Source organism: Paenibacillus konkukensis (assembly GCF_023523925.1).
Lineage (GTDB): Bacteria > Bacillota > Bacilli > Paenibacillales > NBRC-103111 > Paenibacillus_S > Paenibacillus_S doosanensis.
Genome location: NZ_CP027059.1, coordinates 7,544,687 through 7,570,296 on the forward strand (window position 1 = coordinate 7,544,687; position 25,610 = coordinate 7,570,296).

General features: G+C 55.1%; 28 protein-coding genes. 27 read left to right on the forward strand and 1 reads right to left on the reverse strand.

What is annotated here, in order from left to right; translation table 11 throughout:
• The first annotated feature begins 30 nt into the window (after positions 1-30).
• Positions 31-1,137: a YlbL family protein gene (locus tag SK3146_RS32935; protein WP_249862759.1), complete on the forward strand. Its 1,107-nt coding sequence runs from the start codon at positions 31-33 to the stop codon at positions 1,135-1,137.
• Here SK3146_RS32935 and SK3146_RS32940 read toward each other — a convergent pair.
• Complete coding sequence (locus SK3146_RS32940; protein ID WP_249862760.1) at positions 1,127-2,368, reverse strand: nucleotidyltransferase; 1,242 nt, start codon at positions 2,366-2,368, stop codon at positions 1,127-1,129. The two genes, SK3146_RS32935 and SK3146_RS32940, sit on opposite strands and share 11 nt — an antisense overlap.
• A gap of 122 nt (positions 2,369-2,490) precedes the next feature.
• Between SK3146_RS32940 and SK3146_RS32945 the strand changes: the two genes are divergently transcribed.
• From SK3146_RS32945 to SK3146_RS33070, 26 genes are all read left to right on the forward strand, one after another.
• Complete coding sequence (locus SK3146_RS32945; protein WP_249862761.1) at positions 2,491-3,003, forward strand: YceD family protein; 513 nt, start codon at positions 2,491-2,493, stop codon at positions 3,001-3,003.
• 36 nt (positions 3,004-3,039) lie between these two features.
• Positions 3,040-3,213, forward strand: coding sequence for a 50S ribosomal protein L32 (gene rpmF / locus SK3146_RS32950; protein WP_171651660.1), 174 nt, complete (start codon positions 3,040-3,042; stop codon positions 3,211-3,213).
• Positions 3,214-3,804: 591 nt separating this feature from the next.
• Positions 3,805-4,413 carry a transcription factor FapR gene (gene fapR / locus SK3146_RS32955; protein WP_249862762.1) on the forward strand — a complete coding sequence of 203 codons (609 nt, stop codon included), beginning with the start codon at positions 3,805-3,807 and terminating at the stop codon, positions 4,411-4,413.
• Positions 4,397-5,395 (forward strand): phosphate acyltransferase PlsX, encoded by a 999-nt coding sequence (gene plsX / locus SK3146_RS32960; RefSeq protein ID WP_249862763.1) that lies wholly within the window; start codon positions 4,397-4,399, stop codon positions 5,393-5,395. Before fapR ends, plsX begins: the two co-directional genes overlap by 17 nt.
• A 2-nt stretch (positions 5,396-5,397) precedes the next feature.
• On the forward strand, positions 5,398-6,384 hold the full coding sequence (locus tag SK3146_RS32965; RefSeq protein WP_249862764.1) for a beta-ketoacyl-ACP synthase III: 987 nt from the start codon (positions 5,398-5,400) through the stop codon (positions 6,382-6,384).
• Positions 6,385-6,498: 114 nt separating this feature from the next.
• A complete protein-coding gene (fabD, locus tag SK3146_RS32970; protein ID WP_249862765.1) occupies positions 6,499-7,425 on the forward strand; it encodes an ACP S-malonyltransferase in 927 nt (308 codons plus the stop codon).
• A gap of 40 nt (positions 7,426-7,465) precedes the next feature.
• Entirely contained in the window at positions 7,466-8,206 is a 741-nt protein-coding gene (gene fabG / locus SK3146_RS32975) for a 3-oxoacyl-[acyl-carrier-protein] reductase (RefSeq protein ID WP_249862766.1), read from the forward strand.
• A 124-nt stretch (positions 8,207-8,330) separates the two neighbouring features.
• A complete protein-coding gene (gene acpP, locus SK3146_RS32980) occupies positions 8,331-8,564 on the forward strand; it encodes an acyl carrier protein (RefSeq protein ID WP_249862767.1) in 234 nt (77 codons plus the stop codon).
• A gap of 148 nt (positions 8,565-8,712) precedes the next feature.
• Positions 8,713-9,951, forward strand: coding sequence for a beta-ketoacyl-ACP synthase II (gene fabF, locus SK3146_RS32985; RefSeq protein ID WP_249862768.1), 1,239 nt, complete (start codon positions 8,713-8,715; stop codon positions 9,949-9,951).
• 89 nt (positions 9,952-10,040) lie between these two features.
• Entirely contained in the window at positions 10,041-10,739 is a 699-nt protein-coding gene (rnc, locus tag SK3146_RS32990; RefSeq protein ID WP_249862769.1) for a ribonuclease III, read from the forward strand.
• A 162-nt stretch (positions 10,740-10,901) separates the two neighbouring features.
• Positions 10,902-14,474, forward strand: coding sequence for a chromosome segregation protein SMC (smc, locus tag SK3146_RS32995; protein WP_249862770.1), 3,573 nt, complete (start codon positions 10,902-10,904; stop codon positions 14,472-14,474).
• 80 nt (positions 14,475-14,554) lie between these two features.
• Positions 14,555-15,565 (forward strand): signal recognition particle-docking protein FtsY, encoded by a 1,011-nt coding sequence (gene ftsY / locus SK3146_RS33000; protein WP_249862771.1) that lies wholly within the window; start codon positions 14,555-14,557, stop codon positions 15,563-15,565.
• A gap of 116 nt (positions 15,566-15,681) precedes the next feature.
• Positions 15,682-16,032: a putative DNA-binding protein gene (locus tag SK3146_RS33005; protein ID WP_249862772.1), complete on the forward strand. Its 351-nt coding sequence runs from the start codon at positions 15,682-15,684 to the stop codon at positions 16,030-16,032.
• A gap of 21 nt (positions 16,033-16,053) precedes the next feature.
• Positions 16,054-17,427: a signal recognition particle protein gene (gene ffh, locus SK3146_RS33010; RefSeq protein ID WP_249866518.1), complete on the forward strand. Its 1,374-nt coding sequence runs from the start codon at positions 16,054-16,056 to the stop codon at positions 17,425-17,427.
• 53 nt (positions 17,428-17,480) lie between these two features.
• Positions 17,481-17,753, forward strand: coding sequence for a 30S ribosomal protein S16 (gene rpsP / locus SK3146_RS33015; protein ID WP_249862773.1), 273 nt, complete (start codon positions 17,481-17,483; stop codon positions 17,751-17,753).
• Positions 17,754-17,777: 24 nt separating this feature from the next.
• The gene (locus SK3146_RS33020; protein WP_249862774.1) at positions 17,778-18,008 is read left to right on the forward strand and encodes a KH domain-containing protein; all 231 of its coding nucleotides are present in this window, start codon (positions 17,778-17,780) and stop codon (positions 18,006-18,008) included.
• Between the two features lie 149 nt (positions 18,009-18,157).
• Positions 18,158-18,679, forward strand: a complete 522-nt coding sequence (rimM, locus tag SK3146_RS33025; RefSeq protein WP_249862775.1) for a ribosome maturation factor RimM — start codon at positions 18,158-18,160, stop codon at positions 18,677-18,679.
• The gene (trmD, locus tag SK3146_RS33030) at positions 18,679-19,425 is read left to right on the forward strand and encodes a tRNA (guanosine(37)-N1)-methyltransferase TrmD (RefSeq protein WP_249862776.1); all 747 of its coding nucleotides are present in this window, start codon (positions 18,679-18,681) and stop codon (positions 19,423-19,425) included. Before rimM ends, trmD begins: the two co-directional genes overlap by 1 nt.
• Positions 19,426-19,591: 166 nt before the next feature.
• Complete coding sequence (gene rplS / locus SK3146_RS33035) at positions 19,592-19,933, forward strand: 50S ribosomal protein L19 (protein ID WP_249862777.1); 342 nt, start codon at positions 19,592-19,594, stop codon at positions 19,931-19,933.
• 77 nt (positions 19,934-20,010) lie between these two features.
• Complete coding sequence (gene lepB, locus SK3146_RS33040) at positions 20,011-20,583, forward strand: signal peptidase I (protein WP_249862778.1); 573 nt, start codon at positions 20,011-20,013, stop codon at positions 20,581-20,583.
• Positions 20,584-20,615: 32 nt separating this feature from the next.
• On the forward strand, positions 20,616-21,503 hold the full coding sequence (gene ylqF, locus SK3146_RS33045; RefSeq protein WP_249862779.1) for a ribosome biogenesis GTPase YlqF: 888 nt from the start codon (positions 20,616-20,618) through the stop codon (positions 21,501-21,503).
• A 145-nt stretch (positions 21,504-21,648) separates the two neighbouring features.
• Positions 21,649-22,266, forward strand: a complete 618-nt coding sequence (locus SK3146_RS33050) for a ribonuclease HII (protein WP_249862780.1) — start codon at positions 21,649-21,651, stop codon at positions 22,264-22,266.
• 117 nt (positions 22,267-22,383) lie between these two features.
• Positions 22,384-24,429: a hypothetical protein gene (locus SK3146_RS33055; RefSeq protein WP_249862781.1), complete on the forward strand. Its 2,046-nt coding sequence runs from the start codon at positions 22,384-22,386 to the stop codon at positions 24,427-24,429.
• Positions 24,426-24,755 carry an EscU/YscU/HrcU family type III secretion system export apparatus switch protein gene (locus tag SK3146_RS33060; RefSeq protein WP_249862782.1) on the forward strand — a complete coding sequence of 110 codons (330 nt, stop codon included), beginning with the start codon at positions 24,426-24,428 and terminating at the stop codon, positions 24,753-24,755. Before SK3146_RS33055 ends, SK3146_RS33060 begins: the two co-directional genes overlap by 4 nt.
• Positions 24,748-25,122 carry a YraN family protein gene (locus tag SK3146_RS33065; protein ID WP_249862783.1) on the forward strand — a complete coding sequence of 125 codons (375 nt, stop codon included), beginning with the start codon at positions 24,748-24,750 and terminating at the stop codon, positions 25,120-25,122. The genes SK3146_RS33060 and SK3146_RS33065 overlap by 8 nt, the downstream gene beginning before the upstream one ends.
• 54 nt (positions 25,123-25,176) lie before the next feature.
• The gene (locus tag SK3146_RS33070; RefSeq protein ID WP_249862784.1) at positions 25,177-25,494 is read left to right on the forward strand and encodes a hypothetical protein; all 318 of its coding nucleotides are present in this window, start codon (positions 25,177-25,179) and stop codon (positions 25,492-25,494) included.
• Positions 25,495-25,610 lie beyond the last annotated feature (116 nt).

Here is a 25,610-nt window from a genome sequence, read left to right on the forward strand (position 1 = left end):
ATAAGCATACGGCTTTGAGGGGAGAAAAGGATGGAAGACAGAAGACATATCCAACGGGCGTCGCGCATCGTCGTTTCCGTTTTTATCGCTATCGCTTTGGTGTACGCGGTGTATTTTTTACCGCTGCCCTTGTTCATTTTCTCCGCTGGCACGGCTGAAATCCTTCAGCCGATGGTGCATGCCAAGCAGAACTATGAGGAGCGGGGTTCCTTTATGTTAACGACCGTCAGGGTAAGCGATGCGACGGTATTTAGCTACCTGCTGTCGTTCGTGAGGCCGTATGAGGAGCTGCACAGGAAGACGGAGCTGCTGCAAAAGGATGAGACCGAGCAGGAATATACGCAGCGGCAGGAAGTGAATATGCTCTCATCGCAATCCAGCGCGATCCAGGCCGCATATCACAAGCTGAACATTCCTTACAAGATCAGCAATGACGGCGTCGTCATTATGCAGGTTTTCAAAGAATTTCCGGCGTTCAAAGTGCTGCAGCCGGGCGACTTTATCGTCAAGGTGGACGACACTCCGGTTGAAAAGACCGAGGATTTGCAAAAGCTGCTGAAAAGCAAACAAGCCGGAGATTCCGCAGCGATCACCTACAAGAGGAAAAAAGTAACGAAGACGGACTCGATCCAGCTGGCGGTGCTGCCGGCTGACGAAGGATCGTCTCAGGATAAGTCTGCCGAACGCCGCGTCGGCCTCGGCGTCGTCCCGGCCAATATGCAGAGCGTAAAAGCCGAAGACGAAACGAAGCAGGTGAAGATTAAAGCCGGGGATATTGGCGGGCCGTCGGCGGGGCTTATGTTCACGCTGGAAATTATCAATAAGCTGACGCCGGAGGATATTACGAAGGGCTATAAAATAGCCGGTACGGGAACGATCGACGAGAAGGGCGTCGTCGGGGTGATCGGAGGCATTCAGCATAAGGTTATCGCCGCCGACAAAGCGGGGGCGGACATCTTTTTCGCTCCGAAAGACTACGTTGCTTCAAGCGGGCAGAGGATAAATAATTATACCGACGCCGTCCAACGGGGAGAAGATATTCATACGAAGATGAAGATCGTCCCCGTCGGAACGCTCGACGACGCGCTGCAATATTTGAGCGGACTGCCGGACAAGGAGAACGCCGCTAAGGGCTGATCTGAACCGGCGGTTCGTAATAATCGCGGAACAGATCGCGTTCCGACGCGGCATGATAACCCAGCGCGTAAATGGACGTAGCCTGAATATCCATCTGCAGGAACGGCGAGGGTTCGGACACGGCGGCCACTTTGGTGACGACCGGAACCTTCGCCGTTCGTTTCATGATCCGAAGCAGCTGTTTGCCGCGGGCGCTGAAACCGAGCACTCGCAGATACGGCACGCCTTCCCGAAGCGCGGCGGGCGAGAGATCTTCTTTCGTGTGGTTAAGCAGAATGCGCAGCAGCATCCGCTGAAGCTTGGTGCGCGTGTAGCGCTTTGTCTTCAGCAGGCCGAGGAGCTGCTCGACCAGCCGGCCGGAGTCCGGGGAGAGGGAGGGCAGCGCCTGTTTGATCCGGTGCTCCAGCCCTTCGCTGACCTCGTGAAGGGAGGCGAGCTGGACGGCGCTGCGGTTCAGCAGCTGAAGCAGCAAGGGCCGGTCATAGCGCTCCCAGCCGATCGGAGCCCTGCCGGCTGCCCATTCCCTGCGCAGCACCTCCATCGTGCCTTCCGGCACGTAAGGCACGATATCCTCCAGCGCTTGACGTTCAAACAGCATATGCCTAAGCGCGGTAGCGCTGGCAATGCGCCGGTCGGTGATGTCAAGCTGGTTGTAGCCGGCTTTCTGCCGGGTGATCGTCAGCGGCTCTATCCGGCTGCGCAGCCGCTTGAGGGCGATAAGATAATGAAGCCCTAAGGTGTTGTTGGGCCTGGCCAGCTCAGAAGCTTCCGTTCCGGGCATAAAGCGGGCTACGGCTTGCCCGTAGGCGGCCGGATAGGGAAGGCCCGCTTTGAGTTCCCGCTGCAGCAGCTCGCGGAACTCGGGCGTCTCCGAGTGCAGGGCTTCCGCGGCGGCATGCAGCCAGCCGATGTCGCCGCTCTCGCTGCCGAAGCACAGGCTGTCTACGGCGCCTGTCGCCTCCAGCGCGGACACGGCGCCGAAAGCGAACCATTCCGCCGGCTGCGCGGAAAAGGCGACAGGCAGCTCCAGCACGAGGTCTACGCCCATGCGCAGCGCCATTTCGGCGCGCGCCCATTTGCCGGTCATGGCCGGCTCGCCGCGCTGCAGGAAATGGCCGCTCATGACGGCTACGACGGCGTCCGCGCCCGATACCTTTTTGGATTGTTGGAAATGATAAAGGTGTCCGTTATGCAAAGGGTTGTATTCAACGATAAGCCCGACGGTTTTCATGGCAGCTCCTTTTGCGGTTTTGGCAATGTTTTCATTATGATTCACTATAGCATGAACTGAAAATGTTGACAAAATGGAAGGATTATCGCTATAATAATCTTTGTTTGTTTGGGGTGATATTCATGTTCATTCGTTTAAAAGAATTGGCGAAGACAACAAACTCGGTCGCTATCGATGAGACCATCGATTTGTCCGATGTTTTGAAGCATCGCACCGATTTGCTCGGTTTCGGCCAGGTCGAGGCGCATCTGTCAGCCCGCCATACAGGCGAGAACGCTGCCGAGGTGACCGGAAGCTTGGAGATTGACGTGGAGCAGCCTTGTTCCCGTTGTCTGGAGCCGGTGAAGCAAAGGCTGGACATTCCTTTTCATGAAACGTTTGCTCTTGCTGCAGATGAATCGGAACCGGAAGACGAAGATGAAGACATTCATTTCGTCACGGATGAGAAGATAGAGCTCATGCCCTACGTAATTGAAAATGTACTGGTAGCTTTACCGTACGCGCCGCTGTGCGAGGAAGAGTGCAAAGGGTTATGCCCTGTTTGCGGAAGCAATCGCAATATGCATGAGTGCGGCTGCAAGCAGGATACGACCGATCCGAGGCTTGCCGGACTGGCGGATTTTTTTAAGCAATAAGTTTGGCAGGTTGAATTCGTTGAAGGAGGTGGGAATATGGCAGTACCTCAAAGGAGAACATCCAAAACGCGCCGCGACAAGCGCCGGACTCACTTTAAATTAGTAGTACCAGGCATGGTAAAGTGCGACAGTTGTGGTGAATTGAAATTGGCTCACCGCGTTTGCAAAGTGTGTGGTTCTTACAAAAAAAGAGAGATCATCAAGCAATAGTTTATGCCACAAAACGATAGTACTTCATCAGACGGTGAAGTGCTATTTTTTTGCGGTATTAGCTCTTTACGGTCATCCCCCTGTCTTGGGCAGGGAGGCTGGCGGATGTTCGCAATGGATAAGGGAAGCGCTCTTAAAAGCGGGACCCGCGGCAAAATTGGGGGATTTTTTTACTTCCCTTTTCATGCTCAATCCATTATACTATCTCTTATTACTTGGTCATAAGATATAGTAACATCCACCTCGGAAGAGCGGCTTCGTCTTAACGCGAGTGACGGAATACTTGAGCCTCGGACGGGACGACAGCACAGCCGTATTGGTTTTCTGGCGAAAACTTTATATACAAGCCCCAAGGCCTTTAACGGCTGGGCGAACTGAGCGCGGAATGAAAAAAAGAGATGGCGGAGGAGCGTCCGTCCCTATTGACCACATTGGATGTTAACCGTTCTTTGCAGCGATAAGGCGGCGTTAAACAGCATTCTGATCGGCGAGTAAATCACTCTCTAAACGCGGTCGCTCCTCTTCGGAAAACCTCGGTAGAGGGTTATCTCATAAATATATAAATGATCACAGGATACATACTAAGTAAAGGTGGTGCTCGATATCGAACGCCTTCCTAAACGTCAGCGTCAGCAGCAGTTGGCCAAAGCGATTGAAGACAACCCTTTTATAACCGACGACGAATTGATGCGCTTGTTTCAGGTCAGCATACAAACGATCAGGCTGGATCGGCTGGAGCTGGGCATACCCGAACTGCGGGAGAGAATCAAGCTGATGGCGGAGCAATCGTACGATCAGGTGCGCTCGCTGCCGCTGCATGAAGTCATCGGCGACGTGATCGACCTGCAGCTCGACAAGAGCGGCATCTCCATGTTTGAAATTCGCGAGGAGCATGTTTTCTCCAGAACGAAGATTGCTCGCGGACACCATATTTTCTCGCAAGCCAACTCTTTGGCCGTTGCTTTGATCAACGATCAAATCGCCTTAACCGCGGCGGCGGACATCCGATTCGTGCGTCCGGTCAAGCTTGGCGAGAAATGCGTAGCCAAGGCCTACGTCCGTTCCATATCCAAAGGCAAGGCCAAGGTAGAGGTTTTTACTTACATTGGAGAAGAAGTCGTTTTCCAAGGAAATTTCATCATATATCATTCAACTAGAGATCGTTCGGAGGGAGGAGAGCCTGATGCGGATAGCGATTGATGCAATGGGTGGAGACCATGCCCCCGATGTCGTGGTAACAGGAGCGGTCGAAGCGGCGCGCGAGTGGGAAGACACTACGATTGTGCTGGTAGGGGATTCCGCCAAAATCGATGCGCTGCTAGGGAAAGACAAGCCGGCCAACGTGATCGTTCGGCATGCGAGCGAAGTGATTGAGTCGGACGACGAGCCGGTGAAGGCGGTTAGAAGGAAAAAGGATGCCTCGATGGTGGTGGCGGGGCGCATGGTGAAAGACAGGGAAGCCGACGCCATGATAACGGCAGGCAACACCGGAGCGCTGATGACGATGGGCGTGCTGGTGATCGGGCGTATCAAAGGAATTACCCGGCCTGCGTTGGCGCCGATGATTCCTACATTGAACGGCACCGGAATGCTGGCTCTCGATCTGGGGGCAAACATGGATTCCAGTCCCGAAGAGCTGGTTCAATACGCGATTATGGGCAGCATTTACCGCAATAAAGTGCATGGGGTTCATCAGCCGAAAGTCGGGCTGCTCAATGTAGGAACCGAAACGATGAAGGGAAATGAGCTGACCAAAGCGGCCTATCCAATGCTAGAGCAGGCGCCGGTTCATTTTATCGGAAACGTGGAATCCAGGGACGTGCTTAACGGGCCGTGCGACGTGATGGTTTGCGACGGCTTCGCCGGCAATATTATGCTCAAAGCGTTGGAAGGGGCGGCTTCCACCATTTTCTCCGCGTTGAAGACGGAGCTGACGAGAAGCTTCATGACCAAGCTGGCCGCCGTGATTCTGAAGCCGGGCTTAATGAAATTCCGCCGTTCCTTCGATTACAGCGAGCACGGGGCGGCTCCGCTTCTGGGCGTGGACGGGCTTATCCTTAAAAGCCACGGATCATCCAACGCCGTCGCCATCAAAAATGCCGTTCGTCAAGCCCGTATCGCAGTGAAAAATGAACTGGTGCGCAGTATATCTACGGAATTTAGTAACGGGAGCGAGATGTGACTATGAGTTTACTACCGGTAGGCATTATCGGAACTGGAAAATACGTACCCGACCGGGTATTGACCAATCGCGATTTGGAAAAAATGGTCGAGACCAACGACGAATGGATCGTCACCCGGACCGGCATTCGTGAACGCCGTCTGGTCAGCGCGGAGCAGGCGTCCTCCGATCTTGCCTATGAAGCGTCGCTCAAGGCGCTTGATGCGGCGGGAATCAGCCCCGAGCAGCTCGATTTGATCATTGTAGCGACGATTACGCCCGATATGGCGTTTCCATCTACCGCCTGCATTTTGCAGGAAAAGCTGGGAGCGAAGAAAGCGGCCGCTTTCGACTTGTCCGCGGCTTGCTCAGGTTTTATCTACGGTTTAGCCAATGCTTCCAATTTCATTGCAGTCGGCACTTATAAACATGCGCTTGTCGTAGGCGCGGAATGCTTATCGAAAATTACGGATTATACGGACCGCAATACTTGCATTTTGTTCGGCGACGGCGCCGGTGCGGTCGTGCTTGGCCAAGTGCCGGAAGGCCGCGGCTTCCGGTCGTTCGAGTTAGGGGCCGACGGGGGCGGCGGCGAGCTGCTGCGCATCCGCGGCGGCGGATCGCGGTGTCCTGTTTCTCCGGAGAGCATCGAAGGCAAGCAGCATTTCATCTATATGGCGGGCAGCGAGGTGTTCAAATTCGCCGTGCGCATTATGGGCAGCGCGGCGGAGGAAGCTCTGCGCAAAGCCGGCATCGAGAAGAAGGATATCGATCTGCTGGTGCCGCACCAAGCTAACATACGCATCATCCAATCGGCGTTGAATCGTTTGGAGCTAAGCGAAGACAAATGTATGATCAATCTGGATAAATACGGCAATGTCTCCGCAGCCTCGATTCCGATCGCGCTGGCGGAAGCGGTAGAACAGGGCAGAGTGAACGAGGGCGATCACATCGTGCTGGTCGGTTTCGGCGGCGGCCTGACTTGGGGCGCATCCGTCATCGTCTGGTAAGCATCGACGTTTTATAAATGCAAGCTTACGTCTGGCATAAAAGATACGGCGCAAGTTCTCCCGGATATTCCGCTTCGGCATGACGGGAGAGCTTCGCGGGAGGAGTTGTCGAATATGGGAAAAGTGGCATTCGTATTTCCCGGCCAAGGCGCGCAAGCCGTTGGCATGGGAAAGGACATCTATGAATCCGATCCCGCGGCGAAAAGCATTTTTGACCGCGCGGACGCAGCTTTGGGCTATGCGCTGTCATCCATCATCTTCGAGGGACCGGATACGGAGCTGAAGATTACATATCATACGCAGCCGGCGTTGTTAACCGCCAGCGTAGCGTTCCTTGAATTGTTCAAGAACAAAGGAATCCGGCCCGATTATGTAGCGGGACATAGCCTTGGAGAATACAGCGCGCTGGTCGCGGCGGGCGTGCTGAGCTTTGAAGACGCGGTGCGCACGGTTCGCGCTCGCGGAGAATTTATGGAGCAGGCGGTGCCGAGCGGGCAAGGTGCGATGGCTGCGGTGCTCGGCGGAGAGCGCGAAGCGCTACGGCAATTGTGCGAGGACGTATCCCGGGAAGTCGGCGTAGTGGAGCTGGCCAATATGAACTGTCCGGGACAAATCGTTATCTCGGGCAGCAAAGAAGGCGTGCAAGCGATCGTGGAACGAGGCAAAGAAATCGGAGCCAAGCGGGTCATCCCGCTCGAGGTGAGCGGTCCTTTCCATTCTTCCTTGATGAAATCGGCTTCAGAGCGTCTCGCAGACGTTCTGGCGGGCATTCCGATGGAAAATGCGGCTGTTCCTGTCGTCGCTAACGTTACCGCGCGTCCCGTACAGCAGCCGGACGAAATCCGTCAGCTGCTCGTCGACCAGGTTCATTCTTCCGTCCTTTGGGAGGACAGCGTGGCTTGGCTGATCGCGCAAGGCGTCGATGTTTTCGTGGAAATCGGCTCCGGTACGGTGCTGGCGGGTCTTATTAAAAAAATCGACCGCTCGGTAAAAGTATACTCCATCAACAGCAAAGAAGCTCTTGAGCAGTTCGCGCTGTAAACCGCTTCAAACGAATCATATATGCTAGGGAGGGAATTCGATGTTGACAGGAAGAACAGCCCTTGTGACGGGAGCATCCCGGGGCATCGGGCGCGCTATTGCGCTTGTTTTGGCCGAGGCGGGAGCCGACGTGGCGGTCAACTATGCCGGCAGCGAAGCTGCGGCGGCCGACGTGGTGAGCCGGATCGAAGCTATGGGACGCAAGGCGTTCAAAATAAAAGCCGACGTGAGTTCCTCTCAGGAAGTCGACGATATGTTCAAGCAGGTGCTGGAGCATTTCGGCAAGCTGGACATTTTGGTGAATAATGCGGGCATCACGAGAGATAATTTGATTATGCGAATGAAGGAAGAGGAATTCGATCAGGTTATCGCCACGAACTTGAAGGGCGTGTTCAACTGCGTGAAAGCTGCGACGCGTCCGATGATGAAGCAGCGCTACGGCCGGATCATCAATATCTCCTCCGTCGTAGGCGCGCTGGGAAATCCGGGGCAAGCCAACTATGTCGCGGCCAAAGCCGGAGTGATCGGCATGACCAAAGCGACGGCCAAGGAGCTCGCTTCCCGCGGCATTACCGTGAACGCGGTGGCACCGGGCTTTATCGAGACGGATATGACCGACAAGCTGTCGGAAGACATGCGGTCGTCTCTGCTGCAGCAAATTCCTTTGGCTCGCCTCGGGCAGCCGGACGATATCGCCAAAGCGGTGCGGTTTCTCGCCTCGGATGACGCGTCCTACATGACCGGTCAAACGATTCATGTGGACGGCGGCATGTACATGTAAGGGTAACATTGTTTCCGGGCAAGACGCGCAAAAATTCGCAAAATTGTTTTTTTTCGCGAAGGATGCGCTTGCTCTGGCAATTTGTCCATAAGTTAAGTATAATACCAAGGAGGAGGTGAACCGGATGTCCGATGTTTTAGATCGCGTGAAACGTATCGTCATCGATCGTCTTGGTGTAGAAGAGGCAGAAGTTACCCTCGAAGCATCTTTTAAAGATGATTTAGGCGCTGATTCTCTAGATGTAGTAGAATTGGTCATGGAATTGGAAGATGAGTTTGATATGGAAATCTCTGATGAAGATGCAGAGAAAATAACTACGGTAGGTCAAGTAGTTGAGTACATAAAATCTCATACTTAGTTGGTATAAGTCCCGTTTTGTTCTTCTAGACGGGACTTATCTCCATTCAGCCTAAACGATATGCGGTCACTAAAAGAAGCTTGACTACGAATAAATACTATTGTGAGCATATACATAACTTTGTTATTTGAGATAGAGGTGGATTAGCGTGAAGCAACGAGTAGTCATAACAGGCATGGGCGTCATGACCTCCTTGGGGCATGATCTCGAAACATTCTGGGGCAACCTGATGGCGGGCAAATCCGGAGTAGGTAATATAGAACTGTTCGATGTAAGCGAATATCCGACGCGCATTGCCGCAGAAATTAAAGATTTCAATCCCGAGCAATATTTTGATAAGAAAGAAGCACGGCGGATGGACCGCTTCGTGCAGTTTGCCGTCGCCGCGAGCTTGTCCGCTCTGCAGGATGCGGGATTAAACGTTAAGGAAGATACGGACCCTGAGCGCGTAGGCGTGTATGTCGGCTCCGGCATCGGCGGCTTATCCACTTGGGAAGAGCAGCATAAGATTTTGCTGGAAAAAGGTCCGAAGCGGGTCAGTCCGTTCTTTATTCCGATGATGATCGCCAATATGGCTTCCGGCCAAATTTCGATGCTTACCGGAGCCAAAGGGCCGAACAGCACCGCGGTAACCGCTTGTGCGACAGGTACCCACTCCATCGGCGATTCGTTTAAAATGATCCAGCGCGGCGACGCGGACGTCATGATCTGCGGCGGAGCGGAAGCGACGATCAGCCCGACGGGCGTAGCCGGCTTCTGTGCGCTTCGCGCCATGTCCACGCGCAACGAGGAGCCTGAAAAAGCGAGCCGTCCGTTCGATGTGGACCGCGACGGATTCGTTATGGGCGAAGGCTCGGGCATTCTCATTCTCGAATCGCTCGAGCATGCGCAAAAACGCGGAGCCCGCATTTACGGCGAAGTGATCGGCTACGGCATGAGCGGAGACGCTTACCATATGACCGATCCCGATCCGGACGGCGCGGCGCGCTGTATGGCCAAGGCGATCAAAGACGCCGGCATTGCGCCGGAGGAAGTCGATTACATCAATGCCCACGGAACGTCGACGCCGGTCGGAGACCGTTCCGAAACGACGGCGATCAAGAAAGCGCTGGGCGATCATGCTTATAAAGTGGCGGTCAGCTCGACCAAGTCGATGACAGGCCATCTGCTCGGAGCCGCCGGCGGCGTCGAAGCGCTGATCTGCGGATTGACGCTGAAGCACGGTTACATTCCGCCGACGATTAATCTGGACAACCAGGACCCGGAATGCGATCTGGATTATGTGCCTAACACCGCCCGTCAGTCGGACGTAACCGTGGCGATGTCCAACTCTTTCGGTTTCGGCGGTCATAACGCAACGATTATTATGAGGAAATTCGAGCAATAACGATTTCCGGCAAGCGATGCGTGACAGCAATTGCCGCGCCGCGCTTGGCGATAATTTATGATACGGATGTCCGAGTAGGTGGTGAAAGCATGCATCGAAACCTAAAGCAGCTGCAAGCGGCGCTCAATATTACGTTCCGCAAACCCGAGCTTCTACGGCAGGCGTTTACGCATTCCTCCTATGTGAATGAACATCGCGTCGGCAATTATAAGGATAACGAACGGTTGGAGTTTTTGGGCGATGCGGTGCTTGAACTGACCGTATCCGAATATTTGTTCGATACGTATCCCGAACGTTCTGAAGGGGAATTGACGAAGCTGAGGGCATCGATCGTATGCGAGCCTTCGCTCGTCGGCTTTGCCGAGGAGCTGGAATTTGGCTCTTACGTGCTCCTGGGCAAGGGCGAGGAGCTGACTGGCGGCCGTACCCGGCCTGCCTTGCTGGCTGATGTGTTCGAATCGTTTATCGGGGCTTTGTACTTGGATCAAGGCTTGGAGGTAGTTAAAGCGTTTTTGCGCAAACACGTATTTCCGAATTTGCCTCATCAGGGAAAGCTGCTGACGGTCGATTTCAAGACGCATCTGCAGGAATATACGCAGCAGCATAATATGGGCGTATTGGAGTACAAGATCGTTGACGAACGCGGGCCTGCTCATGAACGCGAGTTTGTGGCTCAGGTTCATGTGAACGACACGCTGCTGGGGCAAGGCTCCGGCCGCTCCAAAAAGGAAGCGGAGCAGCATGCGGCGGCTCAGGCGTTGGAAGCGTTGAAGGTTCATATTCAATAACGCGTTACAAGCAAGAGGGATGCAGCGGGGCAGCTTACGGGTTGCCGCCGGTGCTTTTTTCTTTGATTGGGGCATCGCGCGAGTTGTTTTTAAGCGAAGTCGAATGATGGACTTTATTCTATGAAAAGGGAATGTGTGGTACAATAGCGTTGAGGTGAGACGATGTTTTTAAAGCGTATTGAGCTGTCAGGTTTCAAATCGTTCGCCGATCGAACGGAGCTGGAATTCGTACAAGGAATTACAGCAGTAGTGGGTCCGAATGGCAGCGGCAAAAGCAATATTTCCGACGGCATCCGGTGGGTGCTGGGGGAACAAAGCGCAAGAAGTCTGCGCGGCGGTAAAATGGAAGACATTATTTTCGCCGGCAGCGATGCGCGCAAAGCGGTCAATTATGGCGAAGTGTCGCTCACCCTTGATAATACGGATCAATCGTTGGCGCTTGAGTTCAACGAAGTGACGGTTACGCGCCGCGTTCATCGCAGCGGGGACAGCGAATATTATATTAACAAGCAAGCATGCCGGTTAAAGGACATCACGGAGCTGTTTATGGACACCGGTATCGGTAAGGAAGCCTATTCGATTATCGGACAAGGCCGGATCGAAGAAATTTTAAGCACCAAATCGGAGGATCGCCGGGGAATCTTCGAAGAGGCCTCGGGGATTGTTAAATATAAATCCCGCAAGCGCGAGACGGAGAAGAAGCTGCAGGAAACCGAGCAAAACCTGCTGCGCATTCACGATTTGGTCGTCGAGCTGGAGGATCAGATCGAGCCGCTTCGAATTCAATCGGAGAAGGCGATCCGCTACAAAGAGCTGAAGGAACAGCTGAAGAGCAGCGAGATCGCGATGTACGTGTACCAAATCGAGCAAATCTACAGCTCTTGGACCGAGACGAACGCCAAAGTGGAGCAGTTGAAAAAAGAGCAGGTCGAGCTGTCGGCCGTAGTCGGACAACACGATGCTCACCTGGAAAAGCACCGCTGGGAAACGCGGCGTCTGGAGCAGGAGATCGAGGGGCTTCAGCAGCAGCTGCTGCAGATTAGCGAGGATTTCGAGAAATGCGAAGGACAAGGTGAAGTGCTCAAGGAACGCAAGAAAAACTATGCTTCCAATCAAGCCCAACTGCAGCAAGCGGTGTCTTCGCAAGAGCAGCGCATCGTTGAGAAGGACGCGGAGCTGACGCAGTACCGTGAAAAGATCAAGGCGCTTTCGGTGGAGCTGATCCAATTCCAGGCTAAATTAAAAGCCGAGGAGGACCGTCTGCTGGGCGTCGCCGGAGGAATCAGCAGCGGAGAGGAAGATCGTCTGAAGGGCGAGCTGCTCGAAACGCTGAATCAGATGGCGAATGCGCGCAATGAAGTTCGTTATACGGAACAACAGCTGGAAGCTCTCTCCAAGCGGCTGGACAGGATCGGCGACGAGCATCGCAGGTGGAAAGATCAGCAGGAGGACATCGCCAAGAGGAAGCGGGAGCTGGAGAAGCGGTTGACGGATGTCATCGCCGAAATAACGGAGGCGCGCAACCAATATATCGAGCTTACGCAAGGGCTGAAGTCAAAGCAGCTGATGTCCGAGGAGTCGCAGTCTACCGTTCGCAAATGGGAACAGAAGCTGGATGCGCTGACTTCGCGCCGCGATACGATGCGCGAGATGGCAAACGACTACGACGGCTTTATGCATGGCGTCAAAGAGGTGCTGAAGGCGAAGGACCGCCGCGATCTGCGCGGCATTCACGGCGCCGTGGCCGAGTTGGTCAAGGTGCCGGCCGATGTGGAGGTCGCGATGGAAACCGCTTTGGGCGGAGCGCTTCAGCACGTTGTCGTTGACAGCGAGGCAAACGGGCGCGAGGCGATCGCTTTTCTGAAGCGGCGTCAGCTCGGACGGGCGACGTTTCTGCCGCTCGACGTCATTCGAGGCCGCTCGATTCCGGAAGCGGAGAAACGCGCTATCGAAGGAATGGAAGGATTCGTCGGCATCGGCGCCGATTTGGTGAGGTATGACGAAACGTACCGCCAAATCGTCGGCAGCTTGCTCGGCAATGTCATTATTGCCAGCCAGTTGGAGGTAGCGAACCGTATCGCCGCAAGGGTGCAGTATCGCTACCGCGTCGTGACGCTGGAAGGCGACGTGGTCAACCCCGGCGGTTCGATGACCGGGGGCAGCCAGCAGAAGAAAACGACGAGCCTGCTCAGCCGCCAGCGGCAAATCGAGGAGATGGACAAGGAAATCGCCTTGTCCGAAACCCAGCTGAAGCAGCTGCGCACGAAAGCGGAGCAGGTGCGCAAGGAAATAGCGACGGAAACGCAGACGCTTGAGGAACTGCGGCAAGCGGGCGAGACGCTGCGGATCGAAGAGCAGCAAATTCGCGCCCGACTGCAGCCGCTTGAAAATGAAGCGAAGCAGGTCGCAGACCAGCTCGCGCTGTACAACGAGGACGGCGACGCCCTCGACGCAGAGCGGCGCGATCTGACGGCTCGCCGTGAAGCCGCCCTTGAGTCGTTGGAGCGGCTGAAACAGGAGGAAGCGATCGTCCAGCAGGCGATCCGCGAGGCGGAGCTGGCCCGCAAGGCAGGGGAGCAGGCGAAGGAGGAGCTGCAGACGCAGCTGACCGACCTGAAGATCAAGGTCGCTTCGCAGTCGCAGGAGAAACAGTCGATGCAGGATCAGGAACGCAGGTTGTCCTCGGAGCTGAACGCTTTGAAAAACGAGCTTGATCTGAATCGCAGCTTGCTCCAGCAGCTTGAGCTGGATATGTCCAATCATCAGCAGGAATCCGTTCTGCAGATCGAGCTGCTGAACACGCTCAAGCTGAAGAAGCAGCACTGCACCGAGCAGCTGGACCTGAAGCGGGCGGAGCGGGCCGGCTGGCTGTCCAAGCTGGAGCATGAGGAGAACAAGACGCGAGATGAGCGCAATCAGCTGCGTCAGGTTGAGGAGCATCTGCATCAAACCGAGGTCCGGGTCAACCGGCTGGACGTAGAGCTGGACAATCTGCTGAAGAAGCTGGCCGACGACTACGAGCTGAGCTTCGAGCTGGCCAAGGAGCGTTATCCGGTTCCGGAGGACGTGCTCGGCGCGCAAAATCTCGTTCGCGATTTGAAACGGGAAATTTCGTGGCTCGGAGAAGTCAACTTGGGCGCGATCGACGAGTTTGCCCGGGTCAATGAACGATTCCAGTTTTTGAGCGAGCAGAAAAACGATCTCGTCGAGGCAAAAACGACGCTGTACCAAGTAATCCGCGAAATGGACGAGGAGATGTCCAAACGATTCCGGACGACCTTCGATGCGATCCGTTCGCATTTTGTCGTCGTATTCTCCAAGCTGTTCGGCGGCGGACGAGCCGACCTGATTTTGTCCGAGCCGGACAGTCTGCTCGATACGGGCATCGAGATCGTTGCCCAGCCTCCGGGCAAAAAGCTGCAAAATTTGCAGCTGCTCTCCGGCGGAGAGCGCGCGTTGACTGCAATTGCGCTGCTATTTTCGATCATCCGGGTGAAGCCGGTGCCGTTCTGCGTGCTGGACGAAGTCGAAGCGGCTTTGGATGAAGCGAACGTCACCCGTTTCGCCGAATATTTGCGTGAATTTTCGCAGCAGACGCAGTTCATCGTCGTTACCCACCGCAAAGGGACGATGGAGGAAGCGGACGTGCTGTACGGCGTTACGATGGAAGAGGGCGGCGTGTCCAAGCTCGTCTCGGTCCGCCTGGAAGAGGACGAGGCGATTATCGCCAGCTGATGAAGGACAGGGGAACTTGCGCGGGAAGCGGCTTCGAGCAGAAGCTTATATATAAGTCGAAGAAGAGAGGGCTATAGCGGATGAGTTTTTTTAAACGGTTGAAAGAAAGCATCTCCACCAAAGCGGAGGCGGTAACGAATAAATTTAAAGAAGGCTTGGCGAAAACCCGGGACGTGTTCGTCGATCGGGTGGAGGATTTGTTCAGCCGCCGCAAAAAAATCGACGAGGATTTTTATGAAGAGCTGGAGGAAATTTTGATCGGCGCGGACGTAGGCGTCAACACCGTGATGAAGCTGATCGAGGATTTGCGCTCCGAGGTGCGCAAGCGCAAGATCGAACAACCGAGCGAGCTGCAGCCGATTTTGTCCGAAATGATTATCAAGCTGCTGAAGGGTGAGGAGAACGCTTCGCTGAATATGGCAAGCTCCGGACCTACCGTCATCCTGTTTGTCGGCGTAAACGGCGTCGGCAAGACGACGACGATCGGCAAGCTGGCCCATCATTTGAAATCGCAAGGCAAAAAGGTGCTGCTCGCCGCAGGGGATACGTTCCGCGCCGGAGCTATCGAGCAGCTGGAAGTATGGGGGCAGCGGGTCGGCGTCGACGTCATCAAGCAGCAGGCGGGCTCCGATCCCGCGGCCGTTATGTTCGATGCGCTGCATGCGGCCAAAAACCGCGGCGTCGACGTGCTGCTCTGCGATACGGCCGGACGTCTGCAAAATAAAGTGAATTTGATGGAAGAGCTGAACAAAATTTATCGCGTCATCCGCCGCGAGGTGCCCGATGCGCCTCATGAGGTGCTGCTGGTGCTGGATGCGACGACTGGGCAAAACGCATTGAGTCAAGCCAGACTGTTCGACGAGAAATCGGGCCTCACCGGACTCGTGCTGACCAAGCTGGACGGGACGGCTAAAGGCGGTATCGTCGTGGCGATTCGCCAGGAGCTGCAGCTGCCGGTGAAATTCGTCGGACTGGGCGAGAAAATGGACGATCTGCAGCCGTTCGATTCCGATCAGTTCGTACATGCGCTCTTCAGTAAATGGATTCCCGAAGGGGAGCAGGAGCAGGGGGAGGAATCGCTGAATTCCTAGCGCGGGCAAACGATTTTTGGGTGACAAGGAAAATAGCTTGACATCGATTCGCGTTTTGGGTATTATAGGTTCTGTTGCTCCTGTAAAGTGTTTTACCTTAACGGAGGCGAGGCACTATGGCGGAAGAAAATGTACTGACCAAGACGAACCGCATTAACTTGCTGTTTGACTTTTACGAGAAGCTGCTGACAGAGAAGCAGCAAATGTTTTGCAAGCATTACTTTCACGACGATTACTCGCTTGGCGAAATCGCTGCGGAGTTTCAAATCAGCCGCCAGGCCGTCTATGAACATATAAAGAGAGCGGAAGCGGTGCTCGAGGAATACGAGACCAAGCTGCAGCTTCTGTCCAAGCATGAACAAAGGCAGCACAAAGTACAGCAGCTTGACGCTCTGCTCGGCGGATTGCCGGAAGAAGAGCGGCAGCAGGCGAAACGCCTCGCGAGCGGCTTGCTGGATCTCGACTAAAGCTCAAGAGGTGAAATGGCCATGGCATTCGAAGGATTAGCGACCCGGTTGCAGAATGTGTTCAGCAAGCTGAGAGGCAAAGGAAAGCTAACGGAAGACGATGTTAACGAGGCGCTGCGCGAAGTTCGCCTCGCGCTTCTTGAGGCCGACGTCAATTTTAAAGTCGTCAAGGAATTTATCGCCAAGGTAAAGGAACGCGCGATCGGACAAGAAGTTTTGCAGAGCTTTACCCCTGCGATGGTCGTGGTCGATATCGTAAACAAAGAGCTGACGGAGCTTATGGGCGGAACGCAAAGCAAGCTGGCCCGTTCCAACCGGCCGCCTACCGTCGTGCTCATGGTCGGCTTGCAGGGTGCCGGTAAAACGACGGCGACCGGGAAGCTCGCCAAAATGCTTTTGCAGCAAAACCATCGTCCGTTGCTGGCGGCCGGCGACATCTACCGCCCCGCTGCGATCAAGCAGCTCCAGGTGCTCGGCGAGCAGTTGAAGGTGCCCGTGTTCACGATGGGCGATCAGGTAAGTCCGGTCGAAATCGCCAAACAAGCGCTGCAGCATGCCAAGGATAACGGTAACGACTACCTGATCGTCGATACCGCAGGCCGATTGCATATTGACGAAGGCCTGATGGACGAGCTGAAGCAAATCGTCGAAGCGATCAAGCCGGACGAGACGCTGCTCGTCGTCGATGCGATGACAGGGCAGGATGCGGTCAATGTGGCCGAAAGCTTCCATAAGCAGCTTGCGCTGACCGGCGTCGTGCTGACCAAGCTGGACGGAGATACGCGCGGCGGCGCCGCCATCTCGGTTAAGGCGGTTACGGGCTGCCCGATCAAATTCGCCGGGATCGGCGAAAAGCTGGATGCGCTGGAACCGTTCCATCCGGACCGGATGGCGTCGCGTATTCTCGGCATGGGCGATATGCTGACCTTGATCGAGAAAGCGCAGGCAGGCATCGACGCGGAGAAAGCGAAGGAAATGGAGCGCAAGATGCGCACCGCTGAGTTCACCTTCGACGATTTCCTCGATCAGATGGAGCAGGTCAAGAAGCTGGGGCCGCTCGATCAAATCTTGGATATGCTCCCCGGAGCGAACAAGATGAAGGGAATGAAAGACCTGAAGGTGGATGACAAGCAGATGGCGCGCATCGCGGCTATCGTCAAATCCATGACCAAGGAAGAGCGCGCGAATCCGGATATGCTGAGCCCTAGCAGACGCAAGCGGCTTGCGGCCGGCAGCGGGAATTCGGTGCAGGATGTAAACCGATTCATCAAGCAGTTCGACGATATGCGCAAGATGATGAAGCAGTTTTCCAGCATGATGGGCCCGAAGGGGCCGAAGGCGCTCAAAGGATTAAAAGGCAAGCTGGGTAAAGGAATGAAGTTCCCGTTCGGTTAATCGGCGGGAGCGTGATCATAAGCAGTTTATTCTATGTGGGAGGTGATTTTAAAGTGGCAACACGTATTCGTCTTAAACGTATGGGCGCTCATAAAGCTCCATTTTATCGTGTGGTAGTTTCGGATTCCCGTTCTCCGCGTGACGGTCGCTTCATCGAAGAGATCGGAACTTACAACCCGGTTGCAAAACCAGCTGTTGTAAACATCGACGAGGAAAAAGCGCTGAAATGGCTTCAAACTGGCGCTCAAGCTTCCGATACCGTTCGCAGTCTGTTCAGCCAAGCGGGTATCATGACAAAGTTTCATGAATCCAAACTGCAGAAGTAATATTCTGCCGATTCGGAGGGTTGTATGAAAGATCTTATCACCGTTATCGCTAAGGCGTTGGTTGATCATCCCGATGAAGTAAAAGTGAACGCGGTGGAGGACGACCGCAATATTACATTCGAGCTGTCCGTTCATCCCGACGATGTCGGAAAAGTGATCGGCAAGCAAGGACGTATTGCCAAAGCCCTTCGTACCGTAGTCACTTCGGCTGCAGTAAAAGAAAGCAAGCGTGTCTCGGTTGAAATTGTGTCTTAAGGGACATTATGAGAGTTAGGAGCGATCCTAACTCTTTCTTGCCATATAGGAATGCTTCTGTTTAAACCTGCCTCTACGCGCGGTCATTCAGTCCGAAGATCCCGATAGAGGTTTTCTCTATATATTTATTTGTTTGCCGGAGGGGCAGAATGAGCGAAAAATTGTATACAGTTGGAAAAATTGTCAATACTCATGGTATCCGGGGGGATTTGAAAATCGTTCCGCAGACGGATTTTCCCGATGAGCGTTTCGCTAAAGGCAGCGCTTTAGTCTTTTTCGATCCGCAAAAACAAACGCGTATGCCGGTAATCGTGGAATCGGCGCGTGAGCAAAAAAAAATGTTTGTCGTCAAATTTAAAGGCTTCGACAACATCAACGACGTGGAGAAGTACAAAGGGTGGCTGCTCAAGGTGGAAGAGCAGTATTTGAGCGAGCTGCCGGACGATGAGTTTTATTATCACGAAATCATCGGCTGTACGGTCGTTACGGACGAGGGCGAGGAGCTCGGCAAGATCAGTGAAATTTTATCGCCGGGAGCCAACGACGTCTGGGTCGTCGAGCGCGAGAAAGGAAAGCCTGTGCTTCTCCCGTATATCGACGAGGTCATACTTGAAGTGGATGTGGAGAACAAACGGGTGAAGGTTCACCTGATGGAAGGCTTGCTGGATTGATGAGAATCGATGTTTTAACATTATTTCCGGCGATGTTCGACGGCGTGTTTTCTTCGAGCATTTTGGGCAAGGCGAGAGAAAAAGGCATCGTCGAGCTGAATACGGTCAACTTTCGCGATTTTTCGAACAATAAGCATAGCACGGTCGACGATTATCCTTATGGCGGAGGCGGAGGCATGGTATTGAAGCCTGAGCCGATCTTTGCCGCCGTAGAGTCGCTGACGGACCCGCTTGCAAGCAAGCCGCGGATCATTCTGATGTGTCCCCAGGGAGAACCGTTTACGCAGCGCAAAGCAGAGGAGCTGTCCGGAGAAGAGCATCTGATTTTCATCTGCGGACATTACGAAGGCTATGACGAGCGAATACGGGAGCATCTCGTCACGGACGAGCTATCGATCGGCGATTATGTGCTCACGGGCGGGGAACTGCCGGCTATGGTCGTCATTGACAGCGTAGCCCGGCTTCTGCCCGGCGTGCTCGGAAACGAAACCTCGGCCGTAACGGATTCCTTCAGCACCGGCTTGCTTGAATACCCGCACTATACCAGACCGGTGCAATTCCGGGAATGGGCGGTGCCGGATATTTTATTGTCCGGGCATCATGCCAATATCGAAAAATGGCGCAAGAAGCAGGCGATTGAGCGCACATGGCGCAAACGCCCCGACCTGCTCGCTAAGTATCCGCTAGGCAAGGAAGAGCGGCAATGGCTGCAGGAATTGCAGGACGGCAAGGATACGAGTTCGTAAATCCGATGCAACTTTTGCAAATACAAGTTGTAATTGGCCCGGAGATATGCTAATATATACAACGTTGTGGCATTTTTGCCCGATTACGGTGGTCCTCTACGCATAACAACACGAATGGCAACATCAGAGGCGGAATGAACACCTGTGTGGAAGGAGGGAGTCATACATGAGTTTGATCCAGGAGATTACAAAGGAACAACTTCGCCAAGATCTGCCTAGCTTTCGTCCAGGCGATACAGTGAAAGTCTACGTAAAAGTTATCGAGGGTTCCCGCGAACGTATTCAGCTGTTCGAAGGTGTTGTTATTAAACGCCGCGGCGGCGGAATCAGCGAAACCTTTACCGTTAGAAAAATTTCTTACGGTGTTGGCGTAGAAAGAACGTTCCCAGTACATTCCCCGAAGATTGACAAGCTTGAGGTGGCTCGCCGTGGTAAAGTTCGTCGCGCGAAGCTGTACTACTTGCGTGGTCTTCGCGGTAAAGCGGCAAGAATTCAAGAAATTCGTTAAGACGAAACCAATGGGGGGCTTGTTTACCAAGCCCCTTTTCGTTTTTCGCAGATTATTGGAGAGAAGGGCAGGTCTGTATGGAGCAGGAACAAACTGTGGACAAATCGAATCCGCTCAAGAGCGAAGCTTGGGAATGGATCAAGGCGCTGCTGATTGCCGCGGCTCTCGTGTTTTTTATACGATGGTTGATTTTTGCTCCGTTCATTGTGGAAGGGCCGTCCATGGAGCCGAATTTTTATACCGGTGAACGACTTATCGTCAACAAAATGATTTACTCCTTGCACAAGCCGGAACGAGGCGAAGTCGTAGTGTTCCATGCTACGAAGGAGAAAGATTACATAAAACGCGTCATCGCCCTCCCAGGAGAAACGGTGAAGGTAGAAGGCGACAAAGTGTATGTGAACAACAAGGTGCTGGACGAACCGTATTTGCAGAAGGCATTGGATGACGCCGCTAAAAAAGGGGTGCCGTACAACACGAGAAACTTCCCGGAGAAAACGGTGCCGGAGGGCATGGTGTTCGTGATGGGGGACAATCGTTCCAATAGCCAAGACAGCCGGGACATCGGACCTGTCGAGTACGATAAAATTGTCGGTCGCGCCGATTTGATCTTCTGGCCGTTCGATAAAATCAGCCTGGTGCATTTCTAGAAAATAGCAGTAAAAAAAGTTGAGGTGACCGTATGACGATTCAGTGGTTTCCAGGTCACATGACAAGAGCCCGCCGGCAAATTCAAGATAAATTGAAGCTGATCGATGTGGTGATTGAACTGTTGGACGCACGGATTCCGTTATCCAGCAGAAATCCGATGATTGACGAAATATTGCAAAATAAGCCCCGGTTTGTTTTGCTCAACAAGAGCGATCTGGCAGACCCGGATGTGACCGCAAAATGGGTTGCCTATTTCGCCGGAGAAGGGCTGCAGGCGCTTCCCGTCGACGCGGCGACCGGCAATCAGATGAAAGAAATTATGGCTCGCTGCAGGCAACTGATGGCCGCCAAAATTGAAACTCAGCTGCGCAAAGGCATCAATCCGCGCGCCATTCGCGCCCTGATCGTAGGCATTCCGAACGTAGGCAAGTCGACACTGATCAATCGGCTCGCGGGACGAAAAATTGCCGCTACCGGAGATAAGCCCGGCGTTACGAAAGGGCAGCAATGGATCAAAGTGGGGACCGAGATGGAGTTGCTCGATACGCCGGGCATTTTGTGGCCAAAGTTCGAGGATCAGCAGGTAGGCATGAGACTTGCCGCCACCGGCGCGATCAAGGAAGAGATATTGCATCCCGAGGATATCGCCTTTTATACGCTGCGCTATTTGACCGTGCACTACGGAGGGGCGCTCAAGGAGCGCTTCGGTATCGACAAGATGCCGGACGATCCGGAAGACAACGATGCGGTGATCGAAGTGATGGAAGCGATCGGACGCAAACGGGGCGCTCTGGTCAGCGGGGGCAGGGTCGATCTGGAGAAAGCGTCCTTGACGATTTTGCGGGAGCTGCGAGCCGGAAAAATGGGCCGGATCAGCCTGGAATCACCCGACGATGTAAATGAAGAAAAGCCACTCTAACGTTAGATGTCAGAGTGGCTTTTTTCTATGTATATTTTGCTGGAACGACGGGTATCTGGTACGGCGGCTTTCTAGTATAATGGGCATACGGGCAAGGCTCGGAAAGTACGCCGGGATACTGGTGAAAGAAAGGGAAGGCTTAGTTATGTTATTGGAACATGAACAGATGCTCTGGGAGCAGGGCGTCGAGCATATAGCGGGGGTCGATGAAGTCGGGCGGGGGTGTTTGTTCGGCGACGTCGTGGCCGCAGCGGTTATTTTGCCCAAAGGTCTCGTGCTGGAGGAAATCGACGATTCCAAGAAGCTGAGCCCGAAAAAGCGGGAGCAGCTGTACGAACTGATCGAACGGGAGGCTGTCGCAATCGGAGTCGGCGTCGTGGACGTAGCGACGATCGAAGCGATCAACATTAAACAGGCGGCGCGTCTTGCGATGAAGCAGGCCGTCGAGAAGCTAAAGCCGGCGGCGCAATATTTGCTGGTCGATGCGGAGAAGGTGGACGTTCCGCTGCCGCAGATGGCCATCATTCACGGAGATGCGATGAGCCAGTCGATTGCCGCCGCTTCGATCATCGCCAAAGTGACGCGGGACCGGATGTGTCTCCACTGGGACCTAGAGTACCCCGAATACGGACTGGCCCTGCACAAAGGCTATGCGACCAAGCTGCACCGGGAAAAAATTCTCGAATACGGGGCGACGCCGCTTCACCGGCAGACGTTTTTAAAAAATCTGCTTGCACAGCAGGAGCAGTTGGAATTATTTTAACTCATAGAATACATAAGCTGCCGTTTTTTCGTTCCATCGGGTGTAAAAAAAAGCGCCGGATGCCGATATAGAGTCATACGCTGCAATGCTGAAATTAAGTTTCGGGAGGGAGAGCCCGTGAATATAAGCGGAATGATCAAAAGCTTTCTCGGCGACGCCCAGCCTTCAGAGCCGAAGACGCTGGAGCTGAAGACGGGAGAAGTGGTAAAAGGGATGGTCGTCCAGCTTATAAGCGAGCGGGATGCGATCATCAATATTGGCGGCGTGCAGGTAAGAGCGCAGCTGGAGACGCCTTTGAAGCAGGGCGAGGTAACGATGCTGCAGGTACAGCCGGAAGCGGCCGCCGGTAAAATCATATTGAAGCCGCTTCAAGCATCGGCCGTGCAAATCGCCGACGGTTCTTTGGCCGACGTGCTGAAAAATTTGGGCTTGCCCGACAATACGGCAAACCGCCAGCTCGCGCAGGCGCTTCATCAGGCGGGAGTTCCGCTGTCGAAGGAGAACGTGCAGCAGTTCGCGCAGCTTCAGGCGCAGCTGCCCGCAGGTATGGCTCAAGAGGAGTGGCTTCCAACGGCGGCGCTTGCTTTCCAAAAAGGGATTCCGTTAACTGCGGACAGCGTGGGCGCTTTGAAGCAGGCGATGGCGGGCCCAGCGTTTCACGAAACGCTGCGGCAGCTGGAAGCCCAGGTAAGCGGCCTGCTTGACGGCCGCAGCGAGCTGTCCGCCGGAACGCGAGCGGCGCTGGACGCGTTCCGGCAGGTCGTAGCCGGGATGAAGGAAGCGTCGGGACAGCTGCTTCCTTCATCCGGGGGCGCCAATGGCGCCATGGCGGCGACCGGCCCGCAGGGCGGCACCGCCGCTATGCCGGGCAGCGCGGCGGATCGCGCCGCCGCAGCAGCGCCGCAGCCGCCTTCGGCCGGCGGCGGGCTTGTCCGCGGCGCGGGCCCCGGCGAAGCCGGCCCGCAGCAGGCGCGGCCTGGCGGCGCTGCGACGCCGCCAGCGGCTGCGCCGGCGCTGGATGAGGGAGCGCATCCAGCGGCCAAGCCGCAGCCGCCGGCGGCGTCCTCCGGCGGCGTAGGCCACGCTGCGGAAGCAGCCGCCGGGCCTTCGGCCAAGCCGGCCGCTTCCGCGGAGACGCCGGCTGCGCCGCCGAGACCGGCGCAGCCGTCACAGGCAGCGGCGTCGCCCGCTGCCGCAGCAGGCCCGCCGCCGCTGCAAGCGGGCGCGGCGGGAGCCGCACCGGCTGCGCGGCCCGCTGCGGCGGCGGGGGCGCAAGGCGGCTTTGCTGCGCCGGCCGCCTCCGATGCTGCCGCCGAGCTTTCGCCCGCGGCGGCGAAGCCTGTGGGTGCGGCGCCTTCGGTCGACGCCGCCCGCGACCACGCTGCGCCGCCTTTATCCGGCGCGGCTCAGGAGGACGCTTCCGGCGAGCATTGGCTTCCGCGGCTGATCAAATCGCTCGGCATCGAGCATGAGCATCAGCTGTCGAGAATGCCGGACAGCATGACCGCGGCGGATGCGTCGGCCGCTGCCCGCGATGCCGGAGCCGGCTCCGTTCCGCCCGGCGCGGCTTCGGCGGAGCACAAAGCGGCCGACACGCTTAAGAGCGTGCTGATGCAGCTGAGCCAGGCCGACGACGTGCCGCAGGCGCTGAAGGAAACGGCGCAGCAGGCGGTGCAGCAAATTACCGGTCAGCAGCTGCTGCTAAGCTCGGACCGCAGCTCCATGTTCACCCATATTACGCTGTTCGTGCCGCTCTTGAACGCAAACGGCGAGCAGACGGCGGCCATTCATATTCAGTCGCGGAAGGGCAGGCGGGGGGAGATCGACGCCCGCAACTGCCGGCTCGTATTCGATCTGAACATGAAAGCGCTGGGAAACACGATGGTGGACGTGCAGGTGGTCGACCGCATCGTCAGCCTTCATGTTATGAACGATCAGCCTTTTTTGCAGGGGCTATTGGAAGAAAACCGAGAGGAGATCGCTTCCGGACTGTCCGGCATCGGCTATCAGTTCATATCCTTGAAATGCGGTCCCTATCCGGAAAAGGCTGCGAATACGGACAATCCGGCGCCTACCGCCCGTGAGCAATCTGCGGTTATTCCTGCCATGCTGCAGGCTTTTTACGGCAAAAAATCTTACAGGGGAATGGATGTTCGCGTATGAAAGAAAACGGTCGTTCCCCTTCGGCGCCGCAGCATTCGCAGTCTTCCGTGAAGAAGGCGGTGGCGCTGAAATATTCCCCGGAACAGGGAAAAGCTCCGGTACTGATCGCTAAGGGAAAAGGGCATGTCGCCGAAAAAATTATGCAGAAAGCGAAGGAGCATCATATCCCTGTTCAGGAGGACCCGTCGCTTGTTGAAGTGTTGTCCAAGCTTGATCTGGATCAGGAAATCCCGCCGGAGCTGTATAAGCTCGTGGCGGAAATTTTGACCTTTATATACCGGTCCGACCAGCGGGCCAAACGAATGAGGACGATGCCTTATGAATAAACCGCTGCTGAATCGCAAACAGCTCGGCGCCAAGGGAGAGTATTATGCTTTAATGCATCTGCAGAGCCTTGGGTACCGGGTCGCGGAGAGGAATTGGCGCTGCCGGAGCGGAGAGATCGATCTTATCGCATGGGACGGGGAGCTGCTCGTTTTCGTCGAAGTGCGAACGCGCAGCGATAGCCGCTCGTTCGGCACCCCTCAGGAATCCGTCGATTACCGGAAATGCCGGCAGGTCGTTGAGACGGCGCAAGTATACGTATTCCGGCATCAGCTGGATCACTGCCAGCTCCGGTTCGATGTCGTCTCCGTCCTATCGGACAAGGAGGGCGGGCTGATCTCGCTCGAACATTTGACCAACGCCTTCTGACGGTCCCAGGCCGGATGAACGCGTTGGTTTTGTGCTGTGTAGAAGAAAGATAAGATGAAGCGCAGCCATTCCTATAGAAGGGTGTCGACAAAAGAGCGGGCTGCGGCCGACGGAGGCTTCCGCTCGCTGCATTACAACCGCATTTTTTGGATCGTTGAACCTCTGAGGCGGAGAACATTCGTCTACAAAGGCGACCCGATTCCGCTGCGCCAACTCTTTACCTGCAATCCCGACTACTTTTTCACCATGCTTACAGAGAAAACCGGAGGCCGCCCTGAAATATTTAACCGCCCGACGGCAGTGTCGATCGGGCGGTTGAATGCCGATCATGCTGAAGCTTTGATACGGATTGAAACGACTCTCACAATCTAACGGACACCGGCGACGCTTAAAACGCAGCCATTCGCCGTTTTCCGAAGCCAACGGACATCACGGCGCTTATCCGCCGCGATCCACTGCCTTTAGCTGCATTTTTGTCTAAATAACTG

What these genes read in the sequence shown, in the direction of transcription:
- SK3146_RS32935 (WP_249862759.1), top strand. Translation starts at nt 31, where the DNA reads ATGGAAGACAGAAGACATATCCAACGGGCGTCGCGCATCGTCGTTTCC.
- SK3146_RS32940 (WP_249862760.1), bottom strand. Translation starts at nt 2,368, where the DNA reads ATGAAAACCGTCGGGCTTATCGTTGAATACAACCCTTTGCATAACGGA.
- SK3146_RS32945 (WP_249862761.1), top strand. Translation starts at nt 2,491, where the DNA reads ATGTTCATTCGTTTAAAAGAATTGGCGAAGACAACAAACTCGGTCGCT.
- rpmF (WP_171651660.1), top strand. Translation starts at nt 3,040, where the DNA reads ATGGCAGTACCTCAAAGGAGAACATCCAAAACGCGCCGCGACAAGCGC.
- plsX (WP_249862763.1), top strand. Translation starts at nt 4,397, where the DNA reads ATGCGGATAGCGATTGATGCAATGGGTGGAGACCATGCCCCCGATGTC.
- SK3146_RS32965 (WP_249862764.1), top strand. Translation starts at nt 5,398, where the DNA reads ATGAGTTTACTACCGGTAGGCATTATCGGAACTGGAAAATACGTACCC.
- fabD (WP_249862765.1), top strand. Translation starts at nt 6,499, where the DNA reads ATGGGAAAAGTGGCATTCGTATTTCCCGGCCAAGGCGCGCAAGCCGTT.
- fabG (WP_249862766.1), top strand. Translation starts at nt 7,466, where the DNA reads ATGTTGACAGGAAGAACAGCCCTTGTGACGGGAGCATCCCGGGGCATC.
- acpP (WP_249862767.1), top strand. Translation starts at nt 8,331, where the DNA reads ATGTCCGATGTTTTAGATCGCGTGAAACGTATCGTCATCGATCGTCTT.
- rnc (WP_249862769.1), top strand. Translation starts at nt 10,041, where the DNA reads ATGCATCGAAACCTAAAGCAGCTGCAAGCGGCGCTCAATATTACGTTC.
- smc (WP_249862770.1), top strand. Translation starts at nt 10,902, where the DNA reads ATGTTTTTAAAGCGTATTGAGCTGTCAGGTTTCAAATCGTTCGCCGAT.
- ftsY (WP_249862771.1), top strand. Translation starts at nt 14,555, where the DNA reads ATGAGTTTTTTTAAACGGTTGAAAGAAAGCATCTCCACCAAAGCGGAG.
- SK3146_RS33005 (WP_249862772.1), top strand. Translation starts at nt 15,682, where the DNA reads ATGGCGGAAGAAAATGTACTGACCAAGACGAACCGCATTAACTTGCTG.
- ffh (WP_249866518.1), top strand. Translation starts at nt 16,054, where the DNA reads ATGGCATTCGAAGGATTAGCGACCCGGTTGCAGAATGTGTTCAGCAAG.
- SK3146_RS33020 (WP_249862774.1), top strand. Translation starts at nt 17,778, where the DNA reads ATGAAAGATCTTATCACCGTTATCGCTAAGGCGTTGGTTGATCATCCC.
- rimM (WP_249862775.1), top strand. Translation starts at nt 18,158, where the DNA reads ATGAGCGAAAAATTGTATACAGTTGGAAAAATTGTCAATACTCATGGT.
- trmD (WP_249862776.1), top strand. Translation starts at nt 18,679, where the DNA reads ATGAGAATCGATGTTTTAACATTATTTCCGGCGATGTTCGACGGCGTG.
- rplS (WP_249862777.1), top strand. Translation starts at nt 19,592, where the DNA reads ATGAGTTTGATCCAGGAGATTACAAAGGAACAACTTCGCCAAGATCTG.
- lepB (WP_249862778.1), top strand. Translation starts at nt 20,011, where the DNA reads ATGGAGCAGGAACAAACTGTGGACAAATCGAATCCGCTCAAGAGCGAA.
- ylqF (WP_249862779.1), top strand. Translation starts at nt 20,616, where the DNA reads ATGACGATTCAGTGGTTTCCAGGTCACATGACAAGAGCCCGCCGGCAA.
- SK3146_RS33050 (WP_249862780.1), top strand. Translation starts at nt 21,649, where the DNA reads ATGTTATTGGAACATGAACAGATGCTCTGGGAGCAGGGCGTCGAGCAT.
- SK3146_RS33060 (WP_249862782.1), top strand. Translation starts at nt 24,426, where the DNA reads ATGAAAGAAAACGGTCGTTCCCCTTCGGCGCCGCAGCATTCGCAGTCT.
- SK3146_RS33065 (WP_249862783.1), top strand. Translation starts at nt 24,748, where the DNA reads ATGAATAAACCGCTGCTGAATCGCAAACAGCTCGGCGCCAAGGGAGAG.
- SK3146_RS33070 (WP_249862784.1), top strand. Translation starts at nt 25,177, where the DNA reads ATGAAGCGCAGCCATTCCTATAGAAGGGTGTCGACAAAAGAGCGGGCT.